General features: G+C 36.5%; 19 protein-coding genes. 9 read left to right on the top strand and 10 right to left on the bottom strand.

Going from position 1 to position 25,563, the window contains the following annotated elements; genetic code table 11:
• Window positions 1–75: 75 nt before the first annotated feature.
• On the top strand, window positions 76–1,725 hold the full coding sequence (locus KF896_08115; GenBank protein MBX3043667.1) for a hypothetical protein: 1,650 nt from the start codon (window positions 76–78) through the stop codon (window positions 1,723–1,725).
• 40 nt (window positions 1,726–1,765) lie between these two features.
• On the opposite strand, the gene KF896_08110 is transcribed toward KF896_08115, so the two are convergent.
• The 6 genes from KF896_08110 to KF896_08085 form a co-directional block, all read right to left on the bottom strand.
• A complete protein-coding gene (locus KF896_08110) occupies window positions 1,766–2,290 on the bottom strand; it encodes a hypothetical protein (GenBank protein ID MBX3043666.1) in 525 nt (174 codons plus the stop codon).
• A 4-nt stretch (window positions 2,291–2,294) separates the two neighbouring features.
• Window positions 2,295–2,675 (bottom strand): RidA family protein, encoded by a 381-nt coding sequence (locus KF896_08105; protein ID MBX3043665.1) that lies wholly within the window; start codon window positions 2,673–2,675, stop codon window positions 2,295–2,297.
• Window positions 2,676–2,720: 45 nt separating this feature from the next.
• Complete coding sequence (locus tag KF896_08100) at window positions 2,721–3,662, bottom strand: ROK family protein (GenBank protein MBX3043664.1); 942 nt, start codon at window positions 3,660–3,662, stop codon at window positions 2,721–2,723.
• Window positions 3,662–3,973 carry a septum formation initiator family protein gene (locus tag KF896_08095; protein ID MBX3043663.1) on the bottom strand — a complete coding sequence of 104 codons (312 nt, stop codon included), beginning with the start codon at window positions 3,971–3,973 and terminating at the stop codon, window positions 3,662–3,664. The genes KF896_08100 and KF896_08095 overlap by 1 nt, the downstream gene beginning before the upstream one ends.
• Window positions 3,974–3,978: 5 nt before the next feature.
• On the bottom strand, window positions 3,979–5,319 hold the full coding sequence (gene gcvPA, locus KF896_08090) for an aminomethyl-transferring glycine dehydrogenase subunit GcvPA (protein ID MBX3043662.1): 1,341 nt from the start codon (window positions 5,317–5,319) through the stop codon (window positions 3,979–3,981).
• Window positions 5,320–5,689: 370 nt separating this feature from the next.
• Window positions 5,690–6,733, bottom strand: coding sequence for a glycosyltransferase family 9 protein (locus KF896_08085; protein MBX3043661.1), 1,044 nt, complete (start codon window positions 6,731–6,733; stop codon window positions 5,690–5,692).
• Window positions 6,734–6,808: 75 nt separating this feature from the next.
• On the opposite strand from KF896_08085, the gene KF896_08080 reads away from it, so the two are divergent.
• Window positions 6,809–7,150 (top strand): STAS domain-containing protein, encoded by a 342-nt coding sequence (locus tag KF896_08080; GenBank protein MBX3043660.1) that lies wholly within the window; start codon window positions 6,809–6,811, stop codon window positions 7,148–7,150.
• A gap of 80 nt (window positions 7,151–7,230) precedes the next feature.
• Here the strand turns inward: KF896_08080 and KF896_08075 are convergent, their stop codons facing one another.
• Window positions 7,231–7,785, bottom strand: a complete 555-nt coding sequence (locus KF896_08075) for a hypothetical protein (protein MBX3043659.1) — start codon at window positions 7,783–7,785, stop codon at window positions 7,231–7,233.
• A 348-nt stretch (window positions 7,786–8,133) separates the two neighbouring features.
• Here KF896_08075 and KF896_08070 point away from each other — a divergent pair, with 348 nt between their 5' ends.
• Together KF896_08070 and KF896_08065 are read left to right on the top strand one after the other, a co-directional pair.
• Entirely contained in the window at window positions 8,134–9,027 is an 894-nt protein-coding gene (locus tag KF896_08070) for a tyrosine recombinase (protein ID MBX3043658.1), read from the top strand.
• A 49-nt stretch (window positions 9,028–9,076) separates the two neighbouring features.
• Window positions 9,077–10,057, top strand: a complete 981-nt coding sequence (locus tag KF896_08065; GenBank protein MBX3043657.1) for a Gfo/Idh/MocA family oxidoreductase — start codon at window positions 9,077–9,079, stop codon at window positions 10,055–10,057.
• 175 nt (window positions 10,058–10,232) lie between these two features.
• On the opposite strand, the gene KF896_08060 is transcribed toward KF896_08065, so the two are convergent.
• The 3 genes from KF896_08060 to KF896_08050 all read right to left on the bottom strand — a co-directional run bounded on the left by KF896_08060 (window position 10,233) and on the right by KF896_08050 (window position 13,955).
• Complete coding sequence (locus tag KF896_08060; GenBank protein ID MBX3043656.1) at window positions 10,233–11,504, bottom strand: nucleotide sugar dehydrogenase; 1,272 nt, start codon at window positions 11,502–11,504, stop codon at window positions 10,233–10,235.
• Between the two features lie 22 nt (window positions 11,505–11,526).
• On the bottom strand, window positions 11,527–13,359 hold the full coding sequence (glmS, locus tag KF896_08055) for a glutamine--fructose-6-phosphate transaminase (isomerizing) (protein MBX3043655.1): 1,833 nt from the start codon (window positions 13,357–13,359) through the stop codon (window positions 11,527–11,529).
• Window positions 13,360–13,487: 128 nt separating this feature from the next.
• Window positions 13,488–13,955, bottom strand: a complete 468-nt coding sequence (locus tag KF896_08050; protein MBX3043654.1) for a CBS domain-containing protein — start codon at window positions 13,953–13,955, stop codon at window positions 13,488–13,490.
• Between the two features lie 292 nt (window positions 13,956–14,247).
• Here KF896_08050 and KF896_08045 point away from each other — a divergent pair, with 292 nt between their 5' ends.
• The 5 genes from KF896_08045 (at window position 14,248) to KF896_08025 (ending at window position 25,556) form a co-directional block, all read left to right on the top strand.
• A complete protein-coding gene (locus KF896_08045; protein ID MBX3043653.1) occupies window positions 14,248–14,814 on the top strand; it encodes an RNA polymerase sigma factor in 567 nt (188 codons plus the stop codon).
• Entirely contained in the window at window positions 14,804–16,135 is a 1,332-nt protein-coding gene (locus KF896_08040; protein ID MBX3043652.1) for a hypothetical protein, read from the top strand. The genes KF896_08045 and KF896_08040 overlap by 11 nt, the downstream gene beginning before the upstream one ends.
• A gap of 298 nt (window positions 16,136–16,433) precedes the next feature.
• Window positions 16,434–19,652, top strand: a complete 3,219-nt coding sequence (locus tag KF896_08035) for a TonB-dependent receptor (GenBank protein MBX3043651.1) — start codon at window positions 16,434–16,436, stop codon at window positions 19,650–19,652.
• 45 nt (window positions 19,653–19,697) lie between these two features.
• Entirely contained in the window at window positions 19,698–24,443 is a 4,746-nt protein-coding gene (locus KF896_08030) for a hypothetical protein (protein MBX3043650.1), read from the top strand.
• A gap of 69 nt (window positions 24,444–24,512) precedes the next feature.
• The gene (locus tag KF896_08025; protein MBX3043649.1) at window positions 24,513–25,556 is read left to right on the top strand and encodes a PorV/PorQ family protein; all 1,044 of its coding nucleotides are present in this window, start codon (window positions 24,513–24,515) and stop codon (window positions 25,554–25,556) included.
• Window positions 25,557–25,563 lie beyond the last annotated feature (7 nt).

The following is a 25,563-nucleotide window of genomic DNA, read 5'->3' as shown; positions in this document are numbered from 1 at the left end:
GAATATACAAATATGAGAAAAGGTATTTCCTTATAAATATAATTCTATGACAAATTTAACTGTGGAAAGTATTCAATGATCAGAGATATAACAATTATAATAATTTGCTTATTTAGTCTTAATTTGCAGGTAGCATTTTCGCAAGTAGAAAATTTACAGATTTCGCATCCTGTTTATCAGTATCTCGAAAGGGCTGAAGCCCGCGGTTTTCTACCAAATATGTCACTCAATGATTTGCCTTTGCAAAGAGGTCAGGTTATTGAAGCTCTTAAGATGATTAATGAAAACGATACACTTCTAAGTGATTCAGAAAGGAATACTTTAAGAAGATATTTGATAGAATTTGGGATAAATAGTCAAACGTCTCGTATAGTTTTCCCAAGCTCTACTGACAGCACTCAAATACTTTTTTCGGGTCTTTTGACTGATGATGAAAAATTTATTTACAGATACAAAGACTCTACCCATTCAGCAAGTTTTATACCACTTGCATCAGCAGAACTTATGACAAGAAATAACAACGACGGATTTGATAAAGCATTTTTAGGGCATCTTGGATTCAGACTTTTTGGAACACTTGGAAATTCGCTTGGTTTCAACCTCCAAGTTACAAATGGAGCATTGCTCAATGGCAATAGGGAATTAGCTCTCACTGACATGAAATATTCCCAAAATATAAAGTTTGCAGTTTTGGAAAGTGATATTGATTATACCGAATCTCATATCAGATACCAGCATGATTGGTTCTATGCAGGAATTGGCAGGGAATCACGTCTGACCGGTGCCGGCTTTAAGCAGCGTCTTATAATGTCTGATAACCCGCCGGCTTTTGATGCAATTGTAATTGGAGCAAGAACTAAAGGATTTGAGTATAAATTTATGCATGCATCACTTCTCTCGCTTCCTCAGACCTACTTTGGCTGGGAGACAGGACCAAATGTAAAGTTTGTACCAAAATATATGGTAACACACAGATTATCGGTCAGACCATCATGGGGTGAGATATCTTTCTTCGAGAATATAATTTATTCCGATAGATTTTATGATTTGGGCTATCTGAATCCTCTAAGTTTTCTAAAATCGCTCGAACATGCACTCAGAGACAGAGATAATGCCGGAATGGGTATTGATGCAACAGTAAGAATAGTTGATGGTGTGCAGGTTAAAGGCACATACTTTCTTGATGATGTGATTTTTTCAAATATCGGAAAAGGTTATTGGGGAAATAAAGCCGCATGGAATCTTGGTGTAATGTATAGTCCGACGATCCCTTTTGATTTTGGTGTTGAATATACGAGAGTTGAACCATTTACTTTCTCTCATTTCAATATTCAGAACTCAATGACACATGATAGCTATATTGTAAGCTCTTACTTACAGCCAAACTCAGACAGATTTACATTCTTTGGAAATTATTGGTGGGGAAATCGGTATCCGCTCGAGTTCGCTGTTTCCTACAGGCGATGGGGCAGAAATGTGTTTGATGAGGATGGTGAATTAATTAAAAATGTTGGCGGCTCAGCGCTTCAAACTCATCGCCCGGGCGACCCAACGCTTGGATATTTGTTTATGGATGGTGATGCTGAATACTTAACGACTTTAGATTTAAAAACGGGCTATGAATTTTTTCGGGGATTTAATTTTATGGTTCATTATACATTATATTCAATAAATAGTGAAATTGACCATTTTGTTAGATTTACTCTCAGATTTGATGAGTTTTAATTTGTGTATTGATGTAATATAATTTAATGAATAAAATTTTTTAAAATTTTATTCTGATACTTACTGCAGGAATAGGAAGTGGAGCAAAATTAAAATTCATTGACAGGTTGTCATCAACCTGAAAATCGTATAAATGTGCTCCAACATAAGCATCAACTGCTGCAAGTATATAAACTGCCAGGAAATAGAACCCGCTCATATCACGATTATCGCGGTAAAACTCGCGGTAAGATTTTGCGAGGTTATAATCGGCAGTGCCTTTTTCCAAGGCTGAAAGTCTGTTGTCATAATCATTAAATTTAAGCTGGTTGTCAATTATAAAATATACTAATGTGCCTGATGCAACAAAAAAAATTGGTGCTTTCCAGTAGCTTTCGACATAAACCTGACCCCAACCCGGTACAGCCAGAGAGCGCCATATAGCGCCCCCTGTTGATTTTGTCATCTTGAATTGACTAACTTTTTTATCGCTTTTCTTATTCTCGGGATTCTCATCGGCTCTGAGAATTTGAAATGACAAAGCATAAATAAATATAAACAATATTGATATAATGAATTTTTTCATTAGATTATTTTGTTATTGCAATTGCTTCAATTTCAATTTTTACATCTTTTGGAAGCCTTGCAACCTGATATGCCGCTCTTGCCGGCTTGCTTGAACCGAAATACTGATTATAAATTTCGTTCATAGTTGCAAAATCATTCATATCAAGCATGAGTACGGTTGTTTTTACTACATCATCAATTGTGCAGCCGGCAGCTTCCAAAATTGCCTGAATATTTTGAATTGCCTGATGAGTTTGAGTCGTAATATCATCACCTGATAGAGTTCCATCAGCTTTAAATGGAATCTGACCTGAAATAAACAGAAATTTGCCTTCAACTTTAACGGCTTGAGAGTAAGGTCCTATAGGTGCAGGTGCTGCATTTGTTAAAATAATTTCTTTCATAATAATTTCTCCTGATTTATATTTTAAATAATAAGACGAAGCAGATTAATTTGCGTAATATTTAGCAAGAACTGCTGCGCCAAAAATACCTGTGTCCTGAATAAACTTAGCTTTAATAACTTTTACCCGTTCGGATATTGAAGGTATACTTCTTAACTTTAATATTTTTTCAATTTCGTTGATTAAAATTTGTGATTGCGATATACCTCCACCAATAATGAAAGTAGGAATATCAAGAATATTAGCTGAATTTACAAGTGCCGTACCGATTCTTTCGCCTGTGATTTTCAGTATTTTCAACGCGGCTAAGTCACCTGATTCAGCATCACCTGCTATCTCGCCGACATCAATATTATCATAATCATTTAATTTCGAATTTGGATAGTCGGGAAGAATTTCAGCAGCTAAATTCAATATTCCCTGCCTTCCGGCTAAAACTTCAATTGTACCAATTCTATAGCTGCGGGAGTCATACCTGGTATTTGTGTAGTCAATTATCGTATGACCAATTTCACCGGCACCACCGCTGCTGCCCCTGAAAATTTCACTATTTGAAATAATAGCACTGCCAATTCCTGTTCCTAAAGTAACGTAAACGAAGTGTTGATATTCAAGTCCGCTACCTAATTTTAATTCAGCAAGTGCAGCCACATTGGCATCATTATCAATTGCAATTGGAAGATTGATTCTTGATTTAATAAGTTGCTTAATTGGAAAATCTACAATTCCTAACATATTTGGAGCGACTTTTATAACGCCTTCTCTGCTTACGACTCCCGGAACGCCAAATCCGATTTTTTCAATATTAGGAAAATTCTCAATTGAACTATTGATTAAATTAAATAATTCATCAATTAAATATTCCGGAAAATCCCGGGATTTTGCATTTTCAAGGTAAGGAATCTTGAATTTATTAAATAATTTAAAGTCATAATCAAAAATGCCTGCTTTAATGCTTGTACCGCCAATATCTATTCCTAAGAGCATTATTGTTCTTCCTTAGGTAAATAGTAAACTTCCTCATTTTTACGCTTCATACCGTATTTCTCACGGGCTATACGCTCGATTGTAGCGGGATCGCTTTTCAGCAGTTCAATTTCCTGACGAAGTGAATCACTTATTCGGTTTTTCTCTTCGATTTCTCTTTTTAATGTAAGTTTCTTGTACTCAAGTTTGAACCGGTTCAAAAGCCCATAATCTGAAAATAAAATTACAGCAAAAAATATCATAATAACTGAAACGCCGATTATGATTGCTCGGCGTTTCGGGTTATTAAAAATATTTTTAAAATTAATCATCTCAGTTATTTAGCAAATTTCTTAAGGAAATTAATAAAATCATCCATTTGTTCTTTTGTTCTTTTTTCGGTTACAGCAATCAGAAGTGTAGGTTTGCCATTATTCTGAGCTGTTACATCAAGTCCGGCAATGAATCCTTCATCCAATGCTTTTTTAGTAATTTCTCCGGACGGAACGGGAGTAGTTACAGCAAATTCATTGTAGAATGGCTTATCATTTATGAGCTCAAAGCCTTTGATTTTTGAAATCTCTTCAGCAACATAATGAGCTTTTCTGAAGCACTGTTCAGAGACTTCCTTAATGCCCTGCTTGCCCATAGTTTCCATATATACAGTAGCAGCAAGCATAAATAAACCCTGATTTGTACAAATGTTGGAAGTTGCTTTTTCGCGCTTAATTTGTTGCTCACGTGTTTGAAGTGTCAAAACAAAACATCTTTTACCATCGAGGTCTTCAGTTACGCCTGCGAGACGTCCGGGGATTTTACGAACAAATTCGTTTTTGCAGGCAAATAATCCTAAATATGGTCCGCCAAAATTCATAGGAATTCCGAATGGTTGTCCTTCACCAACTACAACATCTGCATTGTAACTGCCGGGAGCTTCAATAATTCCAAGTGACATTGGATTAACAACCACAATAAATAAGGCTTTTTTAGAATGAGCAATTTTTTCTATTTCAAATACATCTTCAAGATTACCCAGAAAATTAGGCATCTGAACTATTACACCCGCCGTATTTTCATTCATAGCGGCTGCAAGTCCTTCGAGGTCTGCTGTACCGTCTTCTTTAACAAAATGCTTGAATGTATAGTTTCTTCCGGCAGTTATTGTATTTGTGACAGTCACATAGTTTGGATTGACTGTCCCGGCGTAAAGGAATTCGGATTTTCTATTGTGTGCATTTGCCATGAAGCATGCTTCTGCAAGACCGCTTCCTGCATCATAAAGTGAAGCATTTGATACATCCATACTTGTTAGCTCAGCTATCATACTCTGGAATTCATACATCGCCTGAAGCGTTCCCTGTGAAACTTCAGCCTGATAAGGCGTATAGGCAGTTTTGAATTCCGGTTTATTAAGAACAGCGCCTACAATTGAAGGTATGAAGTGGTCATAAGCACCGCCACCCATGAAACAAACATGAGTATCAGCGGTCATATTCTTTTTGGAATATTCTCTCAATAACTTCATTGCTTCAAATTCTGAAAGTGCAGGTGGTAAATTCAGTGGTTGTGTAAGCTTAACCTGTGGAGGTATGTTTTGCAGTAAATCATCAATGCTATCAATGCCAATAGTATCAAGCATTTTCTTTCTTTCTATATCCGTTGAAGGGATAAAATTCATTTCTTAACTCCTAAATAAAATAGTTTTTTCTAATTTGCTTTTTTATCAACTACAAAATTACTTCTTTTAAGTCTAATCTCAAAAGAATTACAAATAAATATATGTTTAAAATTGTAATTATAGCAATCAATTGTGTAAGAAACCAGCAATGTAAATATTAAGTCGCTTATAAGTGTACCTTTTATTCGAAGTTATATAGTATTGACATTTCAAATAATCAATAATATTTGTCCGGCTCGAAGTGAATGTTGAGTTGGCAAAGGATATATGAATTCTAAAACAAAGCCTATACTGATCTAAACCTATCGTTTTGGCAAACTGTAACCTTGAAATATTTGGTTCAGCTCAGAATCGACAAATTATAAGTCTTTTAGCCATAAACTTGTTTAATAAATATCCTTATATTTTCATAAGCATAATCCGGCTGGATTTGTTTCATGCATCTGAAATGAAGCAGAGGACAGAAGTTCCTACCGATATGAGAGCATGGTCTACAAGATTGTTCTGACTCAAGAATCAAATTTGCAACTCTAAAGGGTTCAAACCCCAACTCACGTACAGATGAACCAAAAAACGCAACTACAGGCACTTTCCTGGCTGCAGCAATATGCATGACACCGGTATCATTAGTAATCAGAAGGTCTGATTGGTCAATAATTTCGCAAGTTTGCTGAAGATCAGTTTTCCCGCACATATCAATCATACCCGGATTTAATTCTATTATTTTTCCGGCATATTTGGAGTCATTAACACCACCTATGATTGTGACTTTTCCGACAATTGGTTGTAATTTCCTGAGTAAGTGGGCATAATTAAGATATCCCCACTGTTTAGTCTTGTAATGAGCTCCAGGTGCAACAGTAATATTTAACTTGCTTTTGCTTATGTAATTTCGCTGATGTGGTGAATATATTTGTTTTGCTTTGTCAGATGGTAACCAAAACTCAAGTCCTAAATTATCATCTGCAATATCATAATCTTTGAAAAGTTCGTTATAAATATCAAAAATATGGGGATAATTTTCGCCTATACCTTTCTTAAGCCAAACGAGTTCAAGTTTAAATACACGTCTTTTATCTACCTTATGAACGGTTGTGGCAAAATCCTCAGAAAAATATTTGCTTACTGAATTATTTTGAAGGTCAAATATTATGTCATAAATTCCTTGCTTTTTATCTATATTACTTTTCAAAAGACTAATTGCCGAGTCTGTTGCATTCTTTTCGCAAGTGATTATTTGGTCAATATATGGATTGTTCTCAAATATTTTTCTGAATGGTTTATGAAGCAAAAAATCAATTTTTGCATCCGGAAATTTGCTTCTGAGAAGTCTAACAAATCCGGTTGTTAAAACAATATCGCCGATTGAACTAAATCTTATGACAAGAATTTTTCTAATTTGACTATTTTTCATAAATATTTGTAAAAAAAATTGTAAATTCGCATAATGTAAAATAACACAATTTAAAAACATATAAAAATAATATTTATGAATTACACCGTTGAACACAAAGATAATGTTGTGATTTTCAAACTTGAAGATCAAACAGTAGAGAGTTCTATATCTGCAGAGCTCAAAGCAAAGATGTTAATCCTTGCACAGCCGGATATAGATGCTCTGATAATTGATATGTCTAAAGTAGATGCGATTGACAGTTCCGGTCTTGGTGCATTGTTGCTTGCAAACCGTCAGCTAAAAGAACATGAAATACCTGTGATACTTATCGGAGTAAGGGATTTTGTTCGTAGTTTAATGAGTATGACAAAAATTGATGAAGTATTTGAGTTTTATCCGTCAATTGAAGTAGCTCTTGAGGATCTTGAGGCTTAATTAATTTTCCATTAAATTTATAATACACAGTCCAAATTGTTATTTGAGGAACAATTTGGACTGATAATCATTATATTTTTTTATAAGCTAAATGAACGTTTGAATAAATCTTCGATAGCTTTTTTCCCGTTTTCTTTTAATAATCTAGTGCCGGTTCCAGTAAAGTGTCCGGAAGAGATAAGAGGTTCATTTACAGAAATCCAATCTTCTTTATTCCATTTGAACCAACGATTTTCATCTTGATCAAACACAAAAAGAGGTTTGTTGCAGATTTTGCCAAATTCAGCACCCCAGCCGGTTCCACCTTTAACTGTTTTATCGTCAAGGATTTTGCCTATAACATAAATTTCCTGACCATTGTTAATTTGGTACCAAATAGTCTGCAGAATTTTGCGAAAAGTTGGTGTTTTGGGATATTCGCGGTTCATTATTTTTGAAGCATAAGTGAGGCTTATATCGCCTTGTTTTAATTCTTCGTGATTTAAAATGCGAATACCACGCAAACGTGAATGCTCGTGACCCTCAAATGAAAAATTGACTTCTTCGATGCCAAACTTTTCAGCGGTCGTTCCAAAATGTGCTTCAGCTCCCGGAGCTGCTCCGCTAAATAATATAGCGTCTTCTTTCTTTACCATTTCTTTCTCTACTAGTAGTATAAAATTTTGATTTCTATTAATATTGTTAATACGTATGAACTGGTAAAATAATTTATTTATTTAATTTAAAATCATCATCATGTTGTTTGTATTTACACTCAAAATAGGAAAAAATAATCTTGTGTAAAAATGCAGAATTGAATAATACATCTCTAATCTGAGCGATATTTAAAGATGATTATTGCATAAGAATTGATTTAGTCGTTAACATAATCGAATGACGTTTCTTTCAGATTAAGAATTTAAGACTATTTTGATTTGATAATCGAATTATAAAAAAGTTTCAGATGTAAAAAAGTTGGAATAATTTTTGATAATTATAAAAATATGAACATTAGTGATTTTATATTAAAATACTTGGAATATCTTAAAAGTGAAAAAAGTTATTCCCCAAAAACTTTGGAAAGTTATGCATTTAGTCTTTCAGAGTTTTCCGATTATTATATATCAGAATATGGCGAACTACCTGAAATTGATTTAATTGAAACAGACGATATCAGGCCATTTCTTGGATGGCTTCACGATAAGGGGCTTAAAAAAAATTCGCTGCGTCTGAGGATTTCGGCTGTCAGGTCCTTTTTTAAGTTTTGCTATAAAAAAGGATACATCTCGAGTAATCCTGCATTACTGATTTCAACTCCGAAAAGAGATAAACGATTGCCATCATTCCTTGTTGAAAATGAAATTAGTCAGCTTGTGCAGGTATTTGAAGCTGATGACTTCAAAACAGCCCGTAGTCTCGCACTTATTGAACTGCTTTATGGCTCTGGTTTGAGAATTAGTGAAGCTCTTGGACTTAATATTAACGACATCAGTTTTGAAGGTAATTATGTTAAAGTTACCGGAAAAGGCAGTAAGGAGCGTATAGTACCGCTAAGCTCCAAGTCGGTTGAAGCAATCAAATCATATATGAAATATCGTTCAGGCGAAAATATTATAGATAAAAAAGCTATATTTATTGCAGATAATGGTAAAAGAATGTACCATAGCGCAGCATACAGGATTGTAAAAAATGGGATGACGGGTGTTACCGAAAGCAAAAAGAAAAGTCCTCACGTATTGAGACATTCTTTTGCTACTCATTTAATTTCTAATGGTGCTGACATTAAATCTGTAAGTGAGATGCTTGGACATTCGTCACTATCTACAACACAGGTATATACACATTTATCAATTGAAAAATTAAAAGAATCTTATAAAAAAGCACACCCCAAAGCATAAAATTGATTATATTTATCTTTTTTAAATTGACAATATTGAGAAATGAATTATGAAATTGAAAATAGGTGTAATAGGTGTTGGACATTTGGGAAGTATTCATGCTAGATTGCTTGCTGAAAATCCTGAAGCAGAGCTTCTTGGAGTCAGAGATATCCTGCCTGAAAGAAACTTACATCTCGCTGCGGAATTGAATGTTAAAGCATATCAGAATTTAGAGGAAATAATAAATGAATGTGATGCTCTTGTAATTTCTGTACCTACATCTCTTCATTATGAAGTTGCAAGTAAATGTATAGCTGCCGGAAAGCACTGCCTGATAGAAAAGCCGATTACAGCAAAATATAGCGAGGCTGTTGCATTAATAGATGAAGCCCATAATCGTGACGTTTTGATTCAGGTTGGTCATGTAGAGAGGTTCAATCCTGCCCTCGCTGCTGTTAAAAGCTATGATCTGAAACCCCTTTTTATTGAGTCACACAGACTTGGGCAGTTCAAACCAAGAGCCAGAGATGTTTCTGTTATTCATGATTTGATGATACATGATATTGATATTATTCTTCAGCTTGTCAATTCCGAAGTGAAAAGCATTGATGCTAATGGTGTAAATGTATTGACTGACACAACCGATATAGCCAATGCCAGAATTACTTTTGAAAATGGGTGTGTGGCAAATATTACTGCTTCCCGAATTTCGGCTCATCCTATGAGAAAGATGCGGATTTTTCAGAAAGATGCTTATCTTTCATTGGATTTTCAGGAGCATAAAGTTGAAGTTTATAGGATTCATGATTCTGATTATTCTCCCCAATCAGGAATTCCTGCTACTATGTTAGGCTCAATCGAAACTGGAATAAATAACAAAAATATATATTTCGAAATTCCCCAGGTAATCAAAACTAACGCAATTGCTGAAGAGCAAACAGCATTTATCAGAGCAATCAAAAATGAAGGCGAAAATCCTGTTGGAGCTGATGAAGCTGCGCTGGCATTAAAAGTAGCTGAAGAAATAATTGAATTGATATATCGATGATTCTGCTTTTTTTTTGTTATTCAAGCTGAAATAAAATTAGCATTTATATCTAAGAAGTATCAATAATATAAAATGAATCCAAACTTAGCGAAACCGAAGGATGAATAAAATCTCTACTATTTAGCTAAGTTTGAGCTTATGTAAGACAATGAATTATTCTTATGCATTCAGCTTATTAATATCCAATACCATGATAAATAATTTCTTTAGAGATAATATCTTGTTTGTTGAGGCAATTTTTTCCGTCAACCACAATTTTGACATTATGTTTTTTTAGTATTTCGCCTTTAATTTCCTTGAACTCTGTATGGTCTGTAGCTATAAGTATGGCTTCAGATTTTTCAAGAATTTCATCTAAACTATTGGTATTGCTCATATCAGGGAAAAATGGGTCGAAAATATAAAGATTTGCTTTTTTGTCTTCTAGAATTGAACGCAGTTTGATTGAAGGACTCTCTCTCAAATCGCCGACATTTGCTTTGTAGGATAAACCTAAAAGTCCAATAGACGTATTTTTGATTGGCTTTTCAAGCTGATTTAGTGCATCAACGAGCTTATCAATTGCATATTCAGGCATTGAATTGTTTATTTCGCGTGCCAGTTTAAGAAACTTGTGGTCGAATCCGCTTTGTTTGGCTCTTTCGATTAGATAATACGGGTCAACCGGAATGCAGTGACCGCCGACTCCACAGCTTGGAAAATGTGGCATAAATGCAAATGGTTTATTAGAAGCGCCCTTAATAACAGCTATCAGGTCAATTCCAAGTACATCAAAAGATTTTGCTAATTCGTTTACGAATGCTATATTTATATCTCTGAAAGTATTTTCTATTATTTTTGTTGCTTCGGCAGTCTTGAGATTTGGCATTTCGTTAATTTCAGCATCAATGAATTCACGATAAAATGCAGCAAGTTTCTTTGTTGCTTTTAGTGAAGTCGAGCCAATATTTCTTGGAATATTATAAACATTCCAGACAGGGTCACCCGGATTGATTCTCTCAGGACAATGAGCTACATCGAAATCTATTCCTGATTTTAGTGTGGTAAGACTTTCAAGAAGAGGGACAACAATTTCATCGCAAACACCGGGATTGATTGTAGATTCAATAATTACACTCTGACCTCTTTGCAAATAATTTGCTATTGTCTGAGTAGCTGATTTTATTGGGGTGAGGTCGGGTGTGTAGTCATTTAGAACCGGTGTCGGAACGCAAACAATATAAATGTCTGAATTATTGATTATCTCTGGGTTGGCAGAACAATTCAAACTTACAATTTTTAAATCCGCAGCACACTGCACATCATCTATAGGACATAATTTTTCTTTAATCATCGAAATTTTTCTTTCGCTTTTATCAAAACCTACAACTTCGTGAGAAGTCAGTTTGGCTATTGCACAAGCAAGTGGCAATCCTACGTAACCTAATCCTAATACTGATATTTTCATATTTTTCTTTTAATTAAAATTATTATTCAACTGTAACACTTTTAGCTAAATTTCTTGGTTTGTCAATGTCGCATTCAAGGTCTAAAGCTATATAGTAAGACAATAGCTGCAGAGGAATTACAGAGAGCAATGGAGTTAGCGGTGAAATTGTTTCCGGAATATAAATAACATGGTCTGCAACAGCTTTGATTTTTTCATCCCCGATATTTGCTATTGCAATAACTCTACCTTTTCTTGCACGTACTTCTTCAATATTTGAAAAAACTTTATCGTAAATCTCATCTTTAGTAGCGATAATTACAACTGGCATATTTTCGTCTATCAGGGCGATTGGTCCGTGTTTCATTTCAGCTGCCGGATACCCTTCAGCGTGAATATATGAAATTTCTTTAAGTTTGAGTGCTCCTTCCAAAGCGACCGGGAAGTTATAACCCCTTCCAAGGTAAAGAAAATTCTTGACATTTGAATATTGTAAAGCTATATCTCTTATTTGGTCTTTTAGCTCGAGTATTTGCTTAATTTTATCAGGTATAAGAGTTAACTCCAAGGCGATTTTTTGTCCGTCCCATTTACTGAGATTTCTCATTCTTCCGAGCATTAAAGCTATTAAGCTAAAGACTGTAAGCTGAGATGTAAATGCTTTAGTGGATGCAACACCAATTTCAGGACCTGCATGAATATAAACACCGGCATTAGTTTCTCTTGCTATTGAACTGCCGACAACATTTACTATTCCGAGAACTGTTGCACCTTTTTGTTTGGCTTCCTTAACTGCTGCAAGAGTGTCGGCTGTTTCACCGCTTTGACTGATAGCGAAAATAATGTCATTTTTTTTGATAATTGGATTTCTGTACCGAAATTCGGAGGCATATTCAACTTCTACAGGAATACCGGCGAGTGATTCTATTAAATATTCTGCGACCAATCCTGAATGCCAAGAAGTGCCACAGGCAGTAATGATTATCCTATTACAGTCAAAAAGTTCGTCATATACGTTTCTAAGACCACCGAGCTTGACGTTGCCTTCGTCTACAAGCAGTCTGCCTCTGAATGCATCGTGAATTGTATCAGGTTGCTCAAATATTTCTTTTAGCATAAAATGCTCGTAGCCACTTTTTTCTATATGCTCAAGGTCAAATTCGATTTGCTCAATTATTGGCTCTGTGGATTCATTTTCGATTGTCTTGATATTATAACCATCGCGAGTAATTGTGCAAATTTCATTATCATTAAGATAAATTACCTGCTTTGTATATTGTATGACAGCTGCGGCATCGGAAGCTGCCAAATATTCGTTATTACCAATTCCTAAAAGAAGTGGTGAGCCTCTTCGTGCTGCAATCAGTTTTTCAGGCTCATAAGTTGAAATTACCAGCACGCCGAATGTCCCGTCAACCTCTCTTAAAGCCAGTCTTACGGCGGTTTCCAAATCATTTACACGTTCATAAATCGAACCAATAAATACTGCCAGCACTTCAGTATCTGTATCAGATTTAAATGTATAGCCATCGCTTACAAGTTTTGTTCTGAGTACGGAATAATTCTCAATAATACCATTATGAACAATACTGATATTGCCTGAGCTGTCGCTGTGGGGATGTGCATTCACATCATTTGGATAGCCGTGAGTAGCCCAACGTGTGTGGGCAATTCCAAAGGTTGAATTAAAAAAAGAATGGTCAACAAGTTTTTCGAGCTCTGTTACTTTACCTTTCTTTTTAAGTGTATGTATTTTACCGTTCTGAAGAATTGAAACACCTGCCGAGTCATACCCGCGGTACTCCATTCTGTTCAGTCCGTTTAATAAAATCGAAGATACTTTTCTATCGCCTATATAGCCGATTATTCCACACATAAAGAATAATACCAATAATAAATAACAAATAATCAATAACTAACATAGTAATAACTTATTGTTTCATTACAAAAATAAGTATTTTTTGGCATTCTGATTTGTAAATTATTTATTTAGAGACAAAAATCTTAATGTATGTTTCCTGCGATATATTCCATAAGATATTTATTTTCTACTTTGCTTTCTCTTAATGTAGCCTTTACGATATCACCAATTGATATTAAACCTACCATTATTCTATCTTTCATAATCGGTATATGCCGAACTTTGTTAGAAGTCATTATATTTTCGATATAGCTTAAATCGTCTTCGTAATCTGCAAAGAGTATTTTTCGGGTCATTAAATCAGAAACAGGAATATTTAAAAAATTCTCCGGTTTTCTGTGAACTGCACGAACAACATCACGCTCGCTCATTATGCCGGTCAACAAACCAGTATCTCCAAGAACAAGCAGTACACCGATATTATTGTTGATTAGAATATTGAGAGCCTCACTGAGAGGCTTGTTTTCACCAATTGTGAACACTTCGGGACCTTTGTTTTTGAGAATATCTTTTGCTTTCATTGCATCACCTTTTGGAGAATTGTTGTACATACCTTATATATCGTATATAAAAAAGTAATATTTTAACAATAATTGCAAATATTATGGGAATTTTTCCCAATAAATTCAATATTAATAATAAATAATCAAATATTAATAATAAAAATCCATTTAAAATTAACTTATCTCACTAAAAAATAATATTTTTGTATTCATGTCTCTTTAACAAAAAGTTAAAGATTTTGTAATAATTTTAAAAAAAGTAAAAATAAATTGTAACTTTTTGAGCATTCAATGTGTAATAGTGTTTGAATAAGTTGCAAAACCAAAAATTATTTGAGCGATGATTTTTAAGAGAAAAGAAATATCGGAAGAAGAGATAAAGCACAATGCCGAAGAAGCAATGGTAAAGGGCAGTGCTGAAGCTTTTCAGATATTATACAACAATTACGCTCAAAAAGTTTACAGGTTCTGTCTAAGAATGCTCGGAGAGGAAGAGAATGCAAATGATGCATTTCAGGAAGTATTCGTAAGAATATACGAAAACCGCCATCAATTCAAAGGTGACAATTTTGGAGCTTGGCTTTTTACTATCGCTAGAAATACGTGCCTTAATTACATCCGAACTAAAAAGGAACAGACATCTTTTGACGAAAGTTATCACCATAAATCAGATGATAACGAAAAAATGGATTTCAGCACCAAAGAGCAAATTGAAAAGGCTATAGCTGAGTTGCCTGTTCCTATGAGAGAAGCATTACTATTGAGAGAGTATGAAGATATGTCTTATCAGGAAATTGCTGAAACACTCGGTATCGAACTGTCACTTGCTAAAGTACGTGTCCATAGAGCAAGACTTATTCTTAGAAAGATTTTAAAACCATTAGTGAAGGAATTAAATGAGTCTTGAAATGCTCATATCGAAATATATTGACGGGGAACTGACAACTCTTGAGGATGCCAAGCTCCGCTCAATTCTAAAGGAAAATCCTTACGCAAAAGAAAAATTTGACAGCTCAGTCGAACTTCACATGGATTTGCTTGATGACAGAGACAGTATTCAAGTTCCTAAAAATTTATTGAAGCAAACTGAAGAAGCTGTTTTGATGAGAATATTCTCTACTACGGAAGTAATGGCTGCTCCTCAGCCTGTGAAAAAAGCGATTAAACTACCTGCAAGAATTGCAACACTTGCTGCAGTTGTGTCATTTTTTGCTCTGATATCATATTTGAACTTTGGAGATAAAGAATACCCAAGAATAATTGATATTTCAATGATTGAATCACCTGCTGAAATAATTGTTTCAAGCAATGAGACTGCTTTATCATCGAAAAATACATCATTTCAGTCGGTTAAATCTGATTTTACAAATATTGAAACTACTCAGTCGGATGAAAATTCTATAGTATTACTTGATAATGACAGTCAGGAAATTGCAGAACTTATACCTGAAATCGAAGAGTTTTTATCAGATATTTCACATATTACTACAGAGACGACTGAAAGCAATATCGCAGCTGAAAAAATTAAGCCTTCGGAAGATAATCAGCCTTTGAACATGATGTCTGACAAAATTCATGTTGCTCAGGTAAATTCAGGTAATAACAGCAATTTGGCAATAAGTAATATCCCACAGGTTAACTTTGGATTTACAGGTCCTGAAGTTACTTCAATTCAGCTGAATACAATTGTAAGTCGTGATTTCTCAAGAGCCGGCATTCAGACAAGTGGAAATTCACACATAATAAATATGTCTCAAAGTATTGGTTACAGCCTAAGCAGTAAATCTGTATTAGGAATTGAATTTGGTATCACTGAGTTTAATTATGACTATATCAAAATAATTCCTGTAGGCGGCTCAGCCGGACACTCATCAGGATTTTCTATTAATGAGCCAATTGGTGATGGTGGCTCAGGTGGCGGTACTTTAGTAAATCTGCCTGTCAGACTTGAGCGGCAGCAACAGTTTTTCTGGGGTATGGCTTTCTTTGACAATAATATTTACGATTACGACAGATTTTCGTTGAACGGCAGAATCGGGTTTGGTGCCACAAATGACGGTCCACTCGGACTTGGTAGAATTACTGCAAGATACAACATTTTAAGTAGTATTGCTTTTACTTTGGGTGCTGAGGGAAGGTTTTTTATGGTTAAAACACCGTTGCTTGAAAATAAAATTTCTACTGTTTCAAGTTACGGATTTGTTTACGGTATTCAATTGAATTTATAAAAATTTAAAAAATATGACGGTTATTTGAAATTTTCTTATTATATTTGACATTTGTTTTTTGGTAATTTGATTTAACGCGAAATTAACTGAAACTAAATATAGGTGATAAAGAGAAAAGTTGGTACATATTGATATTTTTAAATAGGCAAAAGTCTATAAATCTCCTGTACTTGCATAAAGCATTTTATCAATGCTGACACCTCTTTATTATTTATAACGATAAAATTCAGATAAAGTTTCAAAATTTATTTTGCAAATTAAAAAAATTGGTAATAGTTCATTAAAAGGAGTTGCCACTATGCATAAGTTTTTTGTACTTTTATTTTTAGGGCTCATAGCTATACCCTCGATGACCTTTTCACAGGTTTATGGAACCTTGAGAGGTAAGGTCGTTGATGAGGAAGGTAAGGGCTTACGAGGAGCCTCGGTTTTTGTCGAGGGTACTCAGAAAGGCGCCGCTGTTCGTGAGAATGACGGTAGCTACGTTATAACCGGTATTGTCGCCGGGGAATACACAGTCAGATTTACCTTCACCGGTAGAACTACAGTTCGAAAACAGGTGAGAATATCTGCAAGTTTAACAGCTACACTTGATGTAACAATGAGAGACGCTTCAGTTCGAACTGAAGAACTTGTTGTAGTTGCTCAGCGTGAAATTGTAAATCACACCAAGCAGGGCTCAATGGACAAGCGTTCAAATGAGGACATCATCAATACTGCCCGTGAAGGTATAGGAGCTGTTATCAGTTTAAGTGCCGGTGTTCTTCAGTCAGGTTCAGGTTTTTCTATTCGTGGCGGTAGAGCTGATGAAACTGACGTAAGAATTGACGGTATATCAGTAGGTAATGCATTTACCGGTGGCTTCGGTGCATCCGGAGCTGCTTACTTCCCAATGGTTTCATCATTTGCAACTGAAGAAGTTCAGGTTCTCAAAGGTGGCTTCTCTGCTGAGTATGGTGATGTTACTTCAGGAGTTGTGAACTCTGTTGTACAGACAGGACGTGATAATAAATATGATGGCTGGGTGCGTTGGAGAACTGATGTTCCGGCTTTGTTCGGAAGTCAGTCAACCGGAACCAGAATTGAAAGAGACGGTAGCCGTTTCAGAGCTGTTGAAGTCGGTGAAGGAGCTAAATGGCAGGGACAGAACGAGCACACTTTTGAGTTCGGTACAGGTGGTCCTCTTCCGCTTATGGCAAAAGGAAATACTTTTTACCTTACAGGAAGGTATTTTCATGAAGCTAACCGTAATGCCAGCTATGAAATTTATGACCCATGGGGTAATAATATTGGTCAAAGACCTGACAACGGCTCTTGGGTAAGAAACCTAACCGGACGCTTGAAATTTGCAATAGCTGATGGAGTTTCATTGACTCTTGGAGGTTCTTACGGTGTTTCCAGCTTTGAATTCTCAGGCTGGGCTTGGCTTTATGCTAACCGCGAAGGCTATGTTTATGACAAAAATGAAAACGGAAATTACTTATTAAGAACAAATGAAGATGGATCCCCTGTTACTAACGGGATGGAAGAAAGACTCTTCAAACAAAATGTTCTTGATAATTTCGTAATAAATTATTTTGCTTTACTTACTCATACATTAAGCCCAACAAGCTTTTATGAAGTACGTATCTCACAATCTACAAATAATGACTACTCAAGCAGAAGAACAAGCACTGACGGTCCCGGATTCTTTTCAGGCTGGGATATGCAGACTCCTTCTGACAACTATATGGTTATGGGTAATCAGCTTATACCGGGTAAAGACAAAATTGTTGACCAATACACACAATTAATTGAAAATACTTTTACTTCTGATGGATTTTTAAGACTTAACCTTCCACAAAGAAATCCTTTGACAGGATACTATGAAGGTCAGGCAAATGCATCAGGTTCTTATAACCCTTGGGGTATTCCTAATGTTGGTTTTGCAACATCAGGTTCCGGCGGTTTTAGTTTCCGTGATGGCAGCAACTGGACAATTGACGGTTCATTCAACCAGTATCTAAAAACAGGCGAATTCGAACACAACTTTAAAGCAGGTTTCCAGGGACAGATTCTTGAGATGTACAAACACTCAAACAGCAACCCTTACGATGGTAACCCGTTTTTTGATGTATTCGATGATGGTAGATTCGGTGGTAACTTGTATGCTGATAATGAAGTAGTAAGAGAAAGAACAAATCGTCCTTATAATCCAATGAAACTTGGTATGTATGTTCAGGACCAGATTTCATACAAAGGGATTATATTCAGCCCTGGTTTGAGATTTGACTTCTTTGACCCTAATGCTCAGTATCGCGTTAATCAGATTCCATTCGTTTCAATCAGAGCGGATTCGGGCTTTGCTGATGCTTCTGTTAAGATGCAGGTCAGCCCGAGAGTTAACGTTGCTTATCCAATAACAGAAACATCCAATATCAGACTTTCTTACGGTATGTACTTCCAGATGCCGATGCTTCAGTATCTTTATGATGCCTTTGCAGTTGATATAATTCGTGGAGCATCAATTCTTGGAAATCCCAATATGGATGCTCAGAGAACAAATCAGTATGAAATCGAGTATAGTCTTGGTTTGACTGATGACCTTGTATTTTCGGCAACTGCATTTTATAAGGATGAATATAATAAAGTAGGGATAGTATATGTTCCTGCTGTACCGGACCCATACAGTCAAAGAGATGTGACAGAATATGGTACATCACGCGGGTTTGAGCTTAATTTCCGTAAGACACCTCTGCCAACTGAAAATTATGCATTTGATATTAATTATAATTTAGGTTATTTGGCAGGTACAGCTTCCGGTCCAAATTCTAATTATGGTTTAACTATTGACCCTTATACAAATTTACCTGCTTTCCCTCTATCTGAATATCCTATGCCTAATGACATTCGTCACTTTTTTAAAGGTAACTTCAGATTTTACTGGTTAGATGGTCAGGGTCCTTCAATTGGTGGATTAAAAGTATTAGAAAATTCAGACATCATTATTACATCTACTTACAGAACCGGTGTTCCTTATACAAGAACTGACAGAAACGGAACTCCTCTTTCTGAAGTAAACTCAGACCGTCAGCCGTCATTCTGGGGCTTGGATGCAAGAATACAAAGAACTATACAATTAAAGAGTATCTTTGGTGAAAGTGCCGGAAATACTATGATTCAGCTATTTGTTGACGTTAATAACCTCCTCAATCGTACCGTAGTAACAGGCGTATATGCTACAACAAGTGACCCGCTTGATGATGGACGTACATTTGACCGTCAGGTTGGTGACTTTAACAGTATAACATATTACAAAACTCCAACTTATGAAAATCCTTCAACATTTGCATCTACCCAGTATGATGCTTATGGCGACAGATTATATAATGAGATGGCTGATTTTGACGGTAACGGACTTGTAACCCAGGCTGAAGTTTTTGAAAGTTATTTCAGATATATTGATAAAGTTATATCATTCAGAGGTAACTTCCAGATTCCAAGAACAATTTTCTTTGGTATGATGTTTAGGTTCTAATTTAACTATGAAAAAAATTTTAAGAATAGAATTGAGGATTTTATAATGATAAGATTAATCAATAAGGTCAGAAGCCCGCTCTTTGCAGTAGCTTTTATGCTAACTGTCCTTTGGTCTTATAATCTTCAGGCGGCTACCATAAATACCCCTGAGGATGGTCAGGACTCAAAAGTGGAATTTGACCTCAATAAATTGCAAAACAGGACATATTCAGGCGTTTTCGACCTTCAGCAGAATACCGTTAGTAATTTGCAGTTTTATACTACAAACTATGGTATTTTCGGGTTCGATATTGCACGTGGACGAGGCGGCGGTTTCTGGCCCAGAGGCTCACAGAACCAGTATTTATTCGCCGGTGGATTTTGGTTTGGTACCAAAAAATTCAGAGAAGTTCAAAAAGACACAGTAAGTTATGTTACAATTACTTATAATCCAAACTCAGGTAAAGGCTGGTTCGTACCCGGTAGAATTAACTACGGTGGTCCGGGCAATAAGGAAGTTCCTGATGAAGAGTTAGTAAATAACGACGAATTACTTCGTTACAGAACTTACTTCTCAACTGATTTTAACCCCGGTACAGGTGAGCCTATTATCTCAGCTCACACATTTAACTGGCCCATTTGGGACTCCTCTACCAGAATCGAAGATACTTTAAAAGTTGACCGTTATTTCGGCAAGTTTGTGCCTCAGGTCGAACTTAGAAATACAGCAACTTACAGTAAAGGACCTGCTTTTATTTCAGGTGAAGATATTTTCTCTACTTACAAAGATACTGACCTCAACTTCTATGAAGGTGGTGTTGCAGCTCGTCGTGAAAGAGGATATCCGTTGAGATTGCAGGTTGACCAGATGATTTATTCATGGGGTTTTGGCGATTATCGTGACTTTATTTTTATTAAATATGAGCTCACAAATTATTCTTCTGACACGCTCTGGAATTGCTGGCTTGCACCGGTAATGGACGTTGATATTGCACGTGCCTTGCAGGCAAGCTTTGGTGCCGGTAATGACCGCGCCAAATTCTATGATTGTGATACAACACTTAACATGGCTGTTCAGTGGACAAATACTGACCGCGGTGAATTCGGACATGGATTCGGATATTTGGGTTTCGACTTCTTGGAATCTCCTGCAGTTCAGAAGTTTTATGATATTACAATTAATGAAATCAGAGATGATGATGGAAATTTAATCAGAATTGATACTATTCGTACATTAAGACCTTATGACCCAAATAGAGATACAACTCTTCCAAATTTTGTTCGTAAGGACAGTGCTTTTTATAACACATCATCACAGCTTGGTCTTGTAACTTTCCGTAACTGGTCAATCGAATTCGATCCTAAAGAGGACGAAGAAAGATACCAATTTATCTCATCAAGAATTAAGGAAGGCGATACAGGTCCCGGTGACAAACGCTTTATGATGGCAACGGGTGAATTCCACATGCGTCCCGGTGATACTGCCAGAGTAGTAGTTGGTATCATTCTTGCAAATACCGCAAAAGGCGGTGAAGCTGATGGTACTTGTGAAGACATGGCTGAACTTGAAAGAAAAGATAAATTTGCCCAACAGGTTTATGACAATAACTTCCGCGCTCCTACTCCACCTGACAGAGCTGTAATTCGCAGAGTTGTTCCGCTCAATAATGGTGTTACAATTATGTGGGACAGCACTTCAGAAATGTCAAGCGATATTGATGAGCAGGGACTGGACTTTATGGGTTACAGATTATACCGTGCTCGCAGAGCTAATCTTGATGGCTTTTCTCCAAATATCGAACAAGGCAGTTCTGAATTTCCACTTGGGCGTGGTCCTTTGGGCTGGAGACTTGTCGCTCAATACCCATTGAGAACACCTTTTGTTAAAACTGAGTTCAGAGGTGGTCCTGACAATGATGATATGACTATGCCGCTTATTGATGATTTTGAAGTAATCGGTCCTTATGTTGATGCGTCCGGTGCAATTATTGACTCTATGGCATTGCGCGTTGTAAGACGTGGTATCGGTATGCAGGGATTCTCAAATGCTCGTGGCGGTATTGCCTTTGTTGATACTGCTATGTTCTACTCTCCATGGGGACAGGACTGGTGGAGAATTCTTGAAGAAGATGAAAGGGTATCAGTTGCTAACAATGGTACAATTAATGTAAATTACGGTGGCGCACAACCTTCAAGTTTGGTTTGGAGTACATCACCGCAGCGTCGTCATTATATTTTTGATAGTGTAATGGCAGGTGTTGCTTATTTGAACCGAAGTTTATTAAAATTCAATCCAATTTTCTACGAAAGAAAAGTTCTTCAAAGAAGTCAGTCATATTTTGATTACCTTGATTCAAACTTTGCTGATTGGGTTGTAGGCGAAAGAATGCCTGTTTTAGATCCTGCAACGGGTAGGGATGTTCTTGTCAGAATAACTACAGACTCAATATATCTAAGAAATACAATTAAATCCGGTGATATAAACGGTCAGCCAATGACACTTATAGAAGCCTGGGTGCCAAGAAGAATGACTGATATCCAAAGAGACCCGATCATTCCTTTGACAGTGAAGGATTCACTACACCTTGTTGAAGTAAAAGATTCTATCATTACATGGGTAAAAAATTCTCAAACGAGAATGGAATTCCCCGCTTATGAAGGAAGACTTCACACAAGAGAAAAAGTTATTGCTCCTTATATGAGATGGATAACTAATAACAGAACATTTACTGATATTGGTGATGATAATCGTGACGGTTGGGTAAGGAATGATCCCGATCCGACTATCACTGAAAGACTTATGAATAATATTGATTATCATTACAAAGTACTTGCTTACGATGAAGGTGACTACTCGCAACCAACTGAAAGTAAAGTAAATATTGGTTCACCCGGTCTGTCAAACTTTGTTACTGCACTCCCAACAGCTGCGCCAGCCGGAAAATTACCTGAGCTTGAAGTTATTTATGTTGACTCAGCCAGAATGGGTGGTCTTTATAACTGGAGATTTTTCGCAGTTGATAATGACAGAGTTATGCAAAGATTCGAAGGTGATACATTAGAGCTGAATTTAGAGCCATTCTGGAATCAAATACAGTTGACTTTGTCAGGTACTGTCCCCGGTAGAGTGGGGCTTTACCGTACTCTTGCTACTATGACAAGCCGAAAAACCGGCGATACGCTTTATCGTGGTCTTTTAAGCTATGAGGCTCAACCTTGCCAATTTAGCTTCACAAATCTCTTTACTGAAAACGCTGCATCATTTGTGCTTTCTGACTCAGTAATTACAGATCCTGACACAGGAATTCCTTACGTAAATCCTGAAACCGGTGGTTTCTATGATTTTGGTGTAGGCAATAAAAAAGATTTTATTACACGTACAGGCAGATTTTTCTCCGGCGATTTTTCTTATCCGGGCTATTGCTATACAAATAGCTGGACTCAAAATGCTTATGGCATCTTAGGTTTCAGTTTTGACTTTACACTTCAGCAATTTGCCGGAAGACTTAGAGCCGATACGGTTGAATTTGCACAAGGTGTTACTGCTGATACTTATGTGCATCCCCTTTCAGACGGATACAACAGAATAACAAGCGGTCTGCTGGATAAGGTTCTTTTGACACAACCTGTTGCTTTTGATTTTGCGACTTATCAGAATATTGATGCCAGCTTTAATAATGGTCCCGGTATATATGAATTAGAATTCCTTCCCGGTGACAATGAGCAAGTCACACTTTCTTATGATGAAGCAAAAGCGTCCAATACATTCAATGTTCCGTATCTCAATATGAGAATGAGAAATATCATTGAGTATTTACGTCCAACCGGCAACGGGCTTGACTCAGTTCCAGTGAGATATCCTCTTGAAGTTACTCACATGAATTTGCCATTGATTGAAGGAAGAACTATTAGGGATGGATTTCAATTTACATTTTATACTACGAGATTATTTCCTTCTCCTTTAAACTTGGCTCCTAACGATTTAGCTTCAAATGATTTCATTGGTAAGTTTAACTCTTATGCAATTGGTTATGTTACATTTCCTACACCTACTATGCCTGTAAGTCGTTCTGAATCAAATAATCCACGTCTCAGAAGGCAGTTTGCAAGACCGGTAGATGGTCTTGGTTCCCGCGGAAATGCTAATTCATTTACAGGATTGCAGGGAAGATATTACAAGACAGGTGTATCAGTTGATGGTAAAGATACTATTGACTTTATGAATGTAATTAATGTCGCTGGTTTGTACTTTATTTCTGATTATCCGAACCAGTGGAGAATTTGGGGGGGCTTTGAGTTCGATAAAGCTCAGGCTAATTACAATATTTGGACTGCTCAAGACTTCAAAGCAGGTGACAAGATTTATCTTAAGACTTATGGCGGTGCATTAGGGCTTCCGATGCCGGGTGCTCAGGTGCTTGCAGTTGTAAGTCCGCAAGAAAAAGATGCCAACTTCCTTACAGATGATATGATGGACCAGATTCAGATTTCTCCGAATCCATATTATATCACTCATCAGGCGGTCAGGTCACCTTATGATTCTAAATTGTTCTTCTCTAAATTGCCTCCTGTCTGTACAATTGAAATCTATACAGTAGCAGGTGATTTGATTACAACTTTGAATCATGATGAGTATAACAATGAAGGTACTCGTGACCGTCACGCAGTTGAGGTATGGGATCTTCTGACCCGAAACAGACAACGCATACAAAGCCAGGCATTGATAGCTGTAATTACAGCTCCAAATGGCGCCAAAACTATTAAGAATTTCAGTGTTGTTGTCGGCGGTTTCCGATTAATTGAACAATAATATTAGCATTTAAGCTGCCTGCCGATGAAAAGCAGGCAGCTTGTGCCAAATAATAACTTGGAGAATAAAATGAAAAAAATATTTATATTACTTGTTATAATTACAATGCCACTGGCATTCTTAAATTTGAAAGCGGTAGATGACTTAAGTGCATTCGGAGCTTCAGGCGGTGAATTTACTAAAATTGGTGCAGCCGGCGGTCAGTTCCTGAAAATCCCAGTAGGTGCTCGTGCAACCGGTATGGGTGGTGCTTATGGAGCTGTTGCTAATGACTTGTCGTCAATATTTTGGAATCCTGCCGGTCTTGCTGAAGTAAGCTCTATGGCTGCAGATTTTTCATACACTCAATGGTTTGCGACTTATTCGCATAACTTTGGTGCTATTGCTATGCCAATTGGTGATGGCTATACAGCAGCTTTTAGTGTTGTGAGTCTCTCAAGTGGAGATATTAACGTAACGACTGTCGAAAGACCTGAAGGAACAGGTTCAATTTATCAGGTTAATGATATATCAGTTGGTGCATCATTTTCAGGATATCTTACTGACCAGTTTTCATTCGGTGTAACTGTTAAGTATATCCAGAATGCGTTTTCTTCAGTCGCAGCAAGCGGCTTTGCTTTTGATATCGGTACAAAATATGACACCGGTATTCAGGGTATTAAGCTCGGCTTCTCTATGCACAATTTATCTACTCAGCAGAGATATGACGGTACTGACCTCCGCACATCAAAAAAACTCGAAGAATCACTTGAAATGGCTCCGCTTGATGCAACTTATCTTGCATATCCATTCAATCTTCCTATAATTTTCCGTGCTGGTGTTACAACTGATATTATTGATACTGATGAACATAAATTGCTTGCTGCAGCGGATTTTGTTACATTGACTGACATACCTGAGCAATTTATGCTTGGTGCAGAATATGTATGGAATGATTTCCTTGCTGTACGTGCAGGGTATGTATTCGGTCAGAATTCCTTCGGTATAGCCGGCGGTGTTGGATTGAAATATTTTGGCGGTGCTTTTGGTGGTACAATTGATTATTCAATTAATCCTTCTGTTAATCTTGGATTAGTCAATCGTCTTACAATTGCCTTGAATTTCGGTTCATAATATATCA

The organism is Ignavibacteriota bacterium, assembly GCA_019637995.1.
Taxonomy (GTDB): Bacteria; Bacteroidota; Ignavibacteria; order Kapaibacteriales; family UBA2268; genus JANJTB01.
The sequence above is the reverse complement of the archived record's forward strand: the minus strand, read 5'-3'. Positions and strand labels throughout refer to the sequence as shown.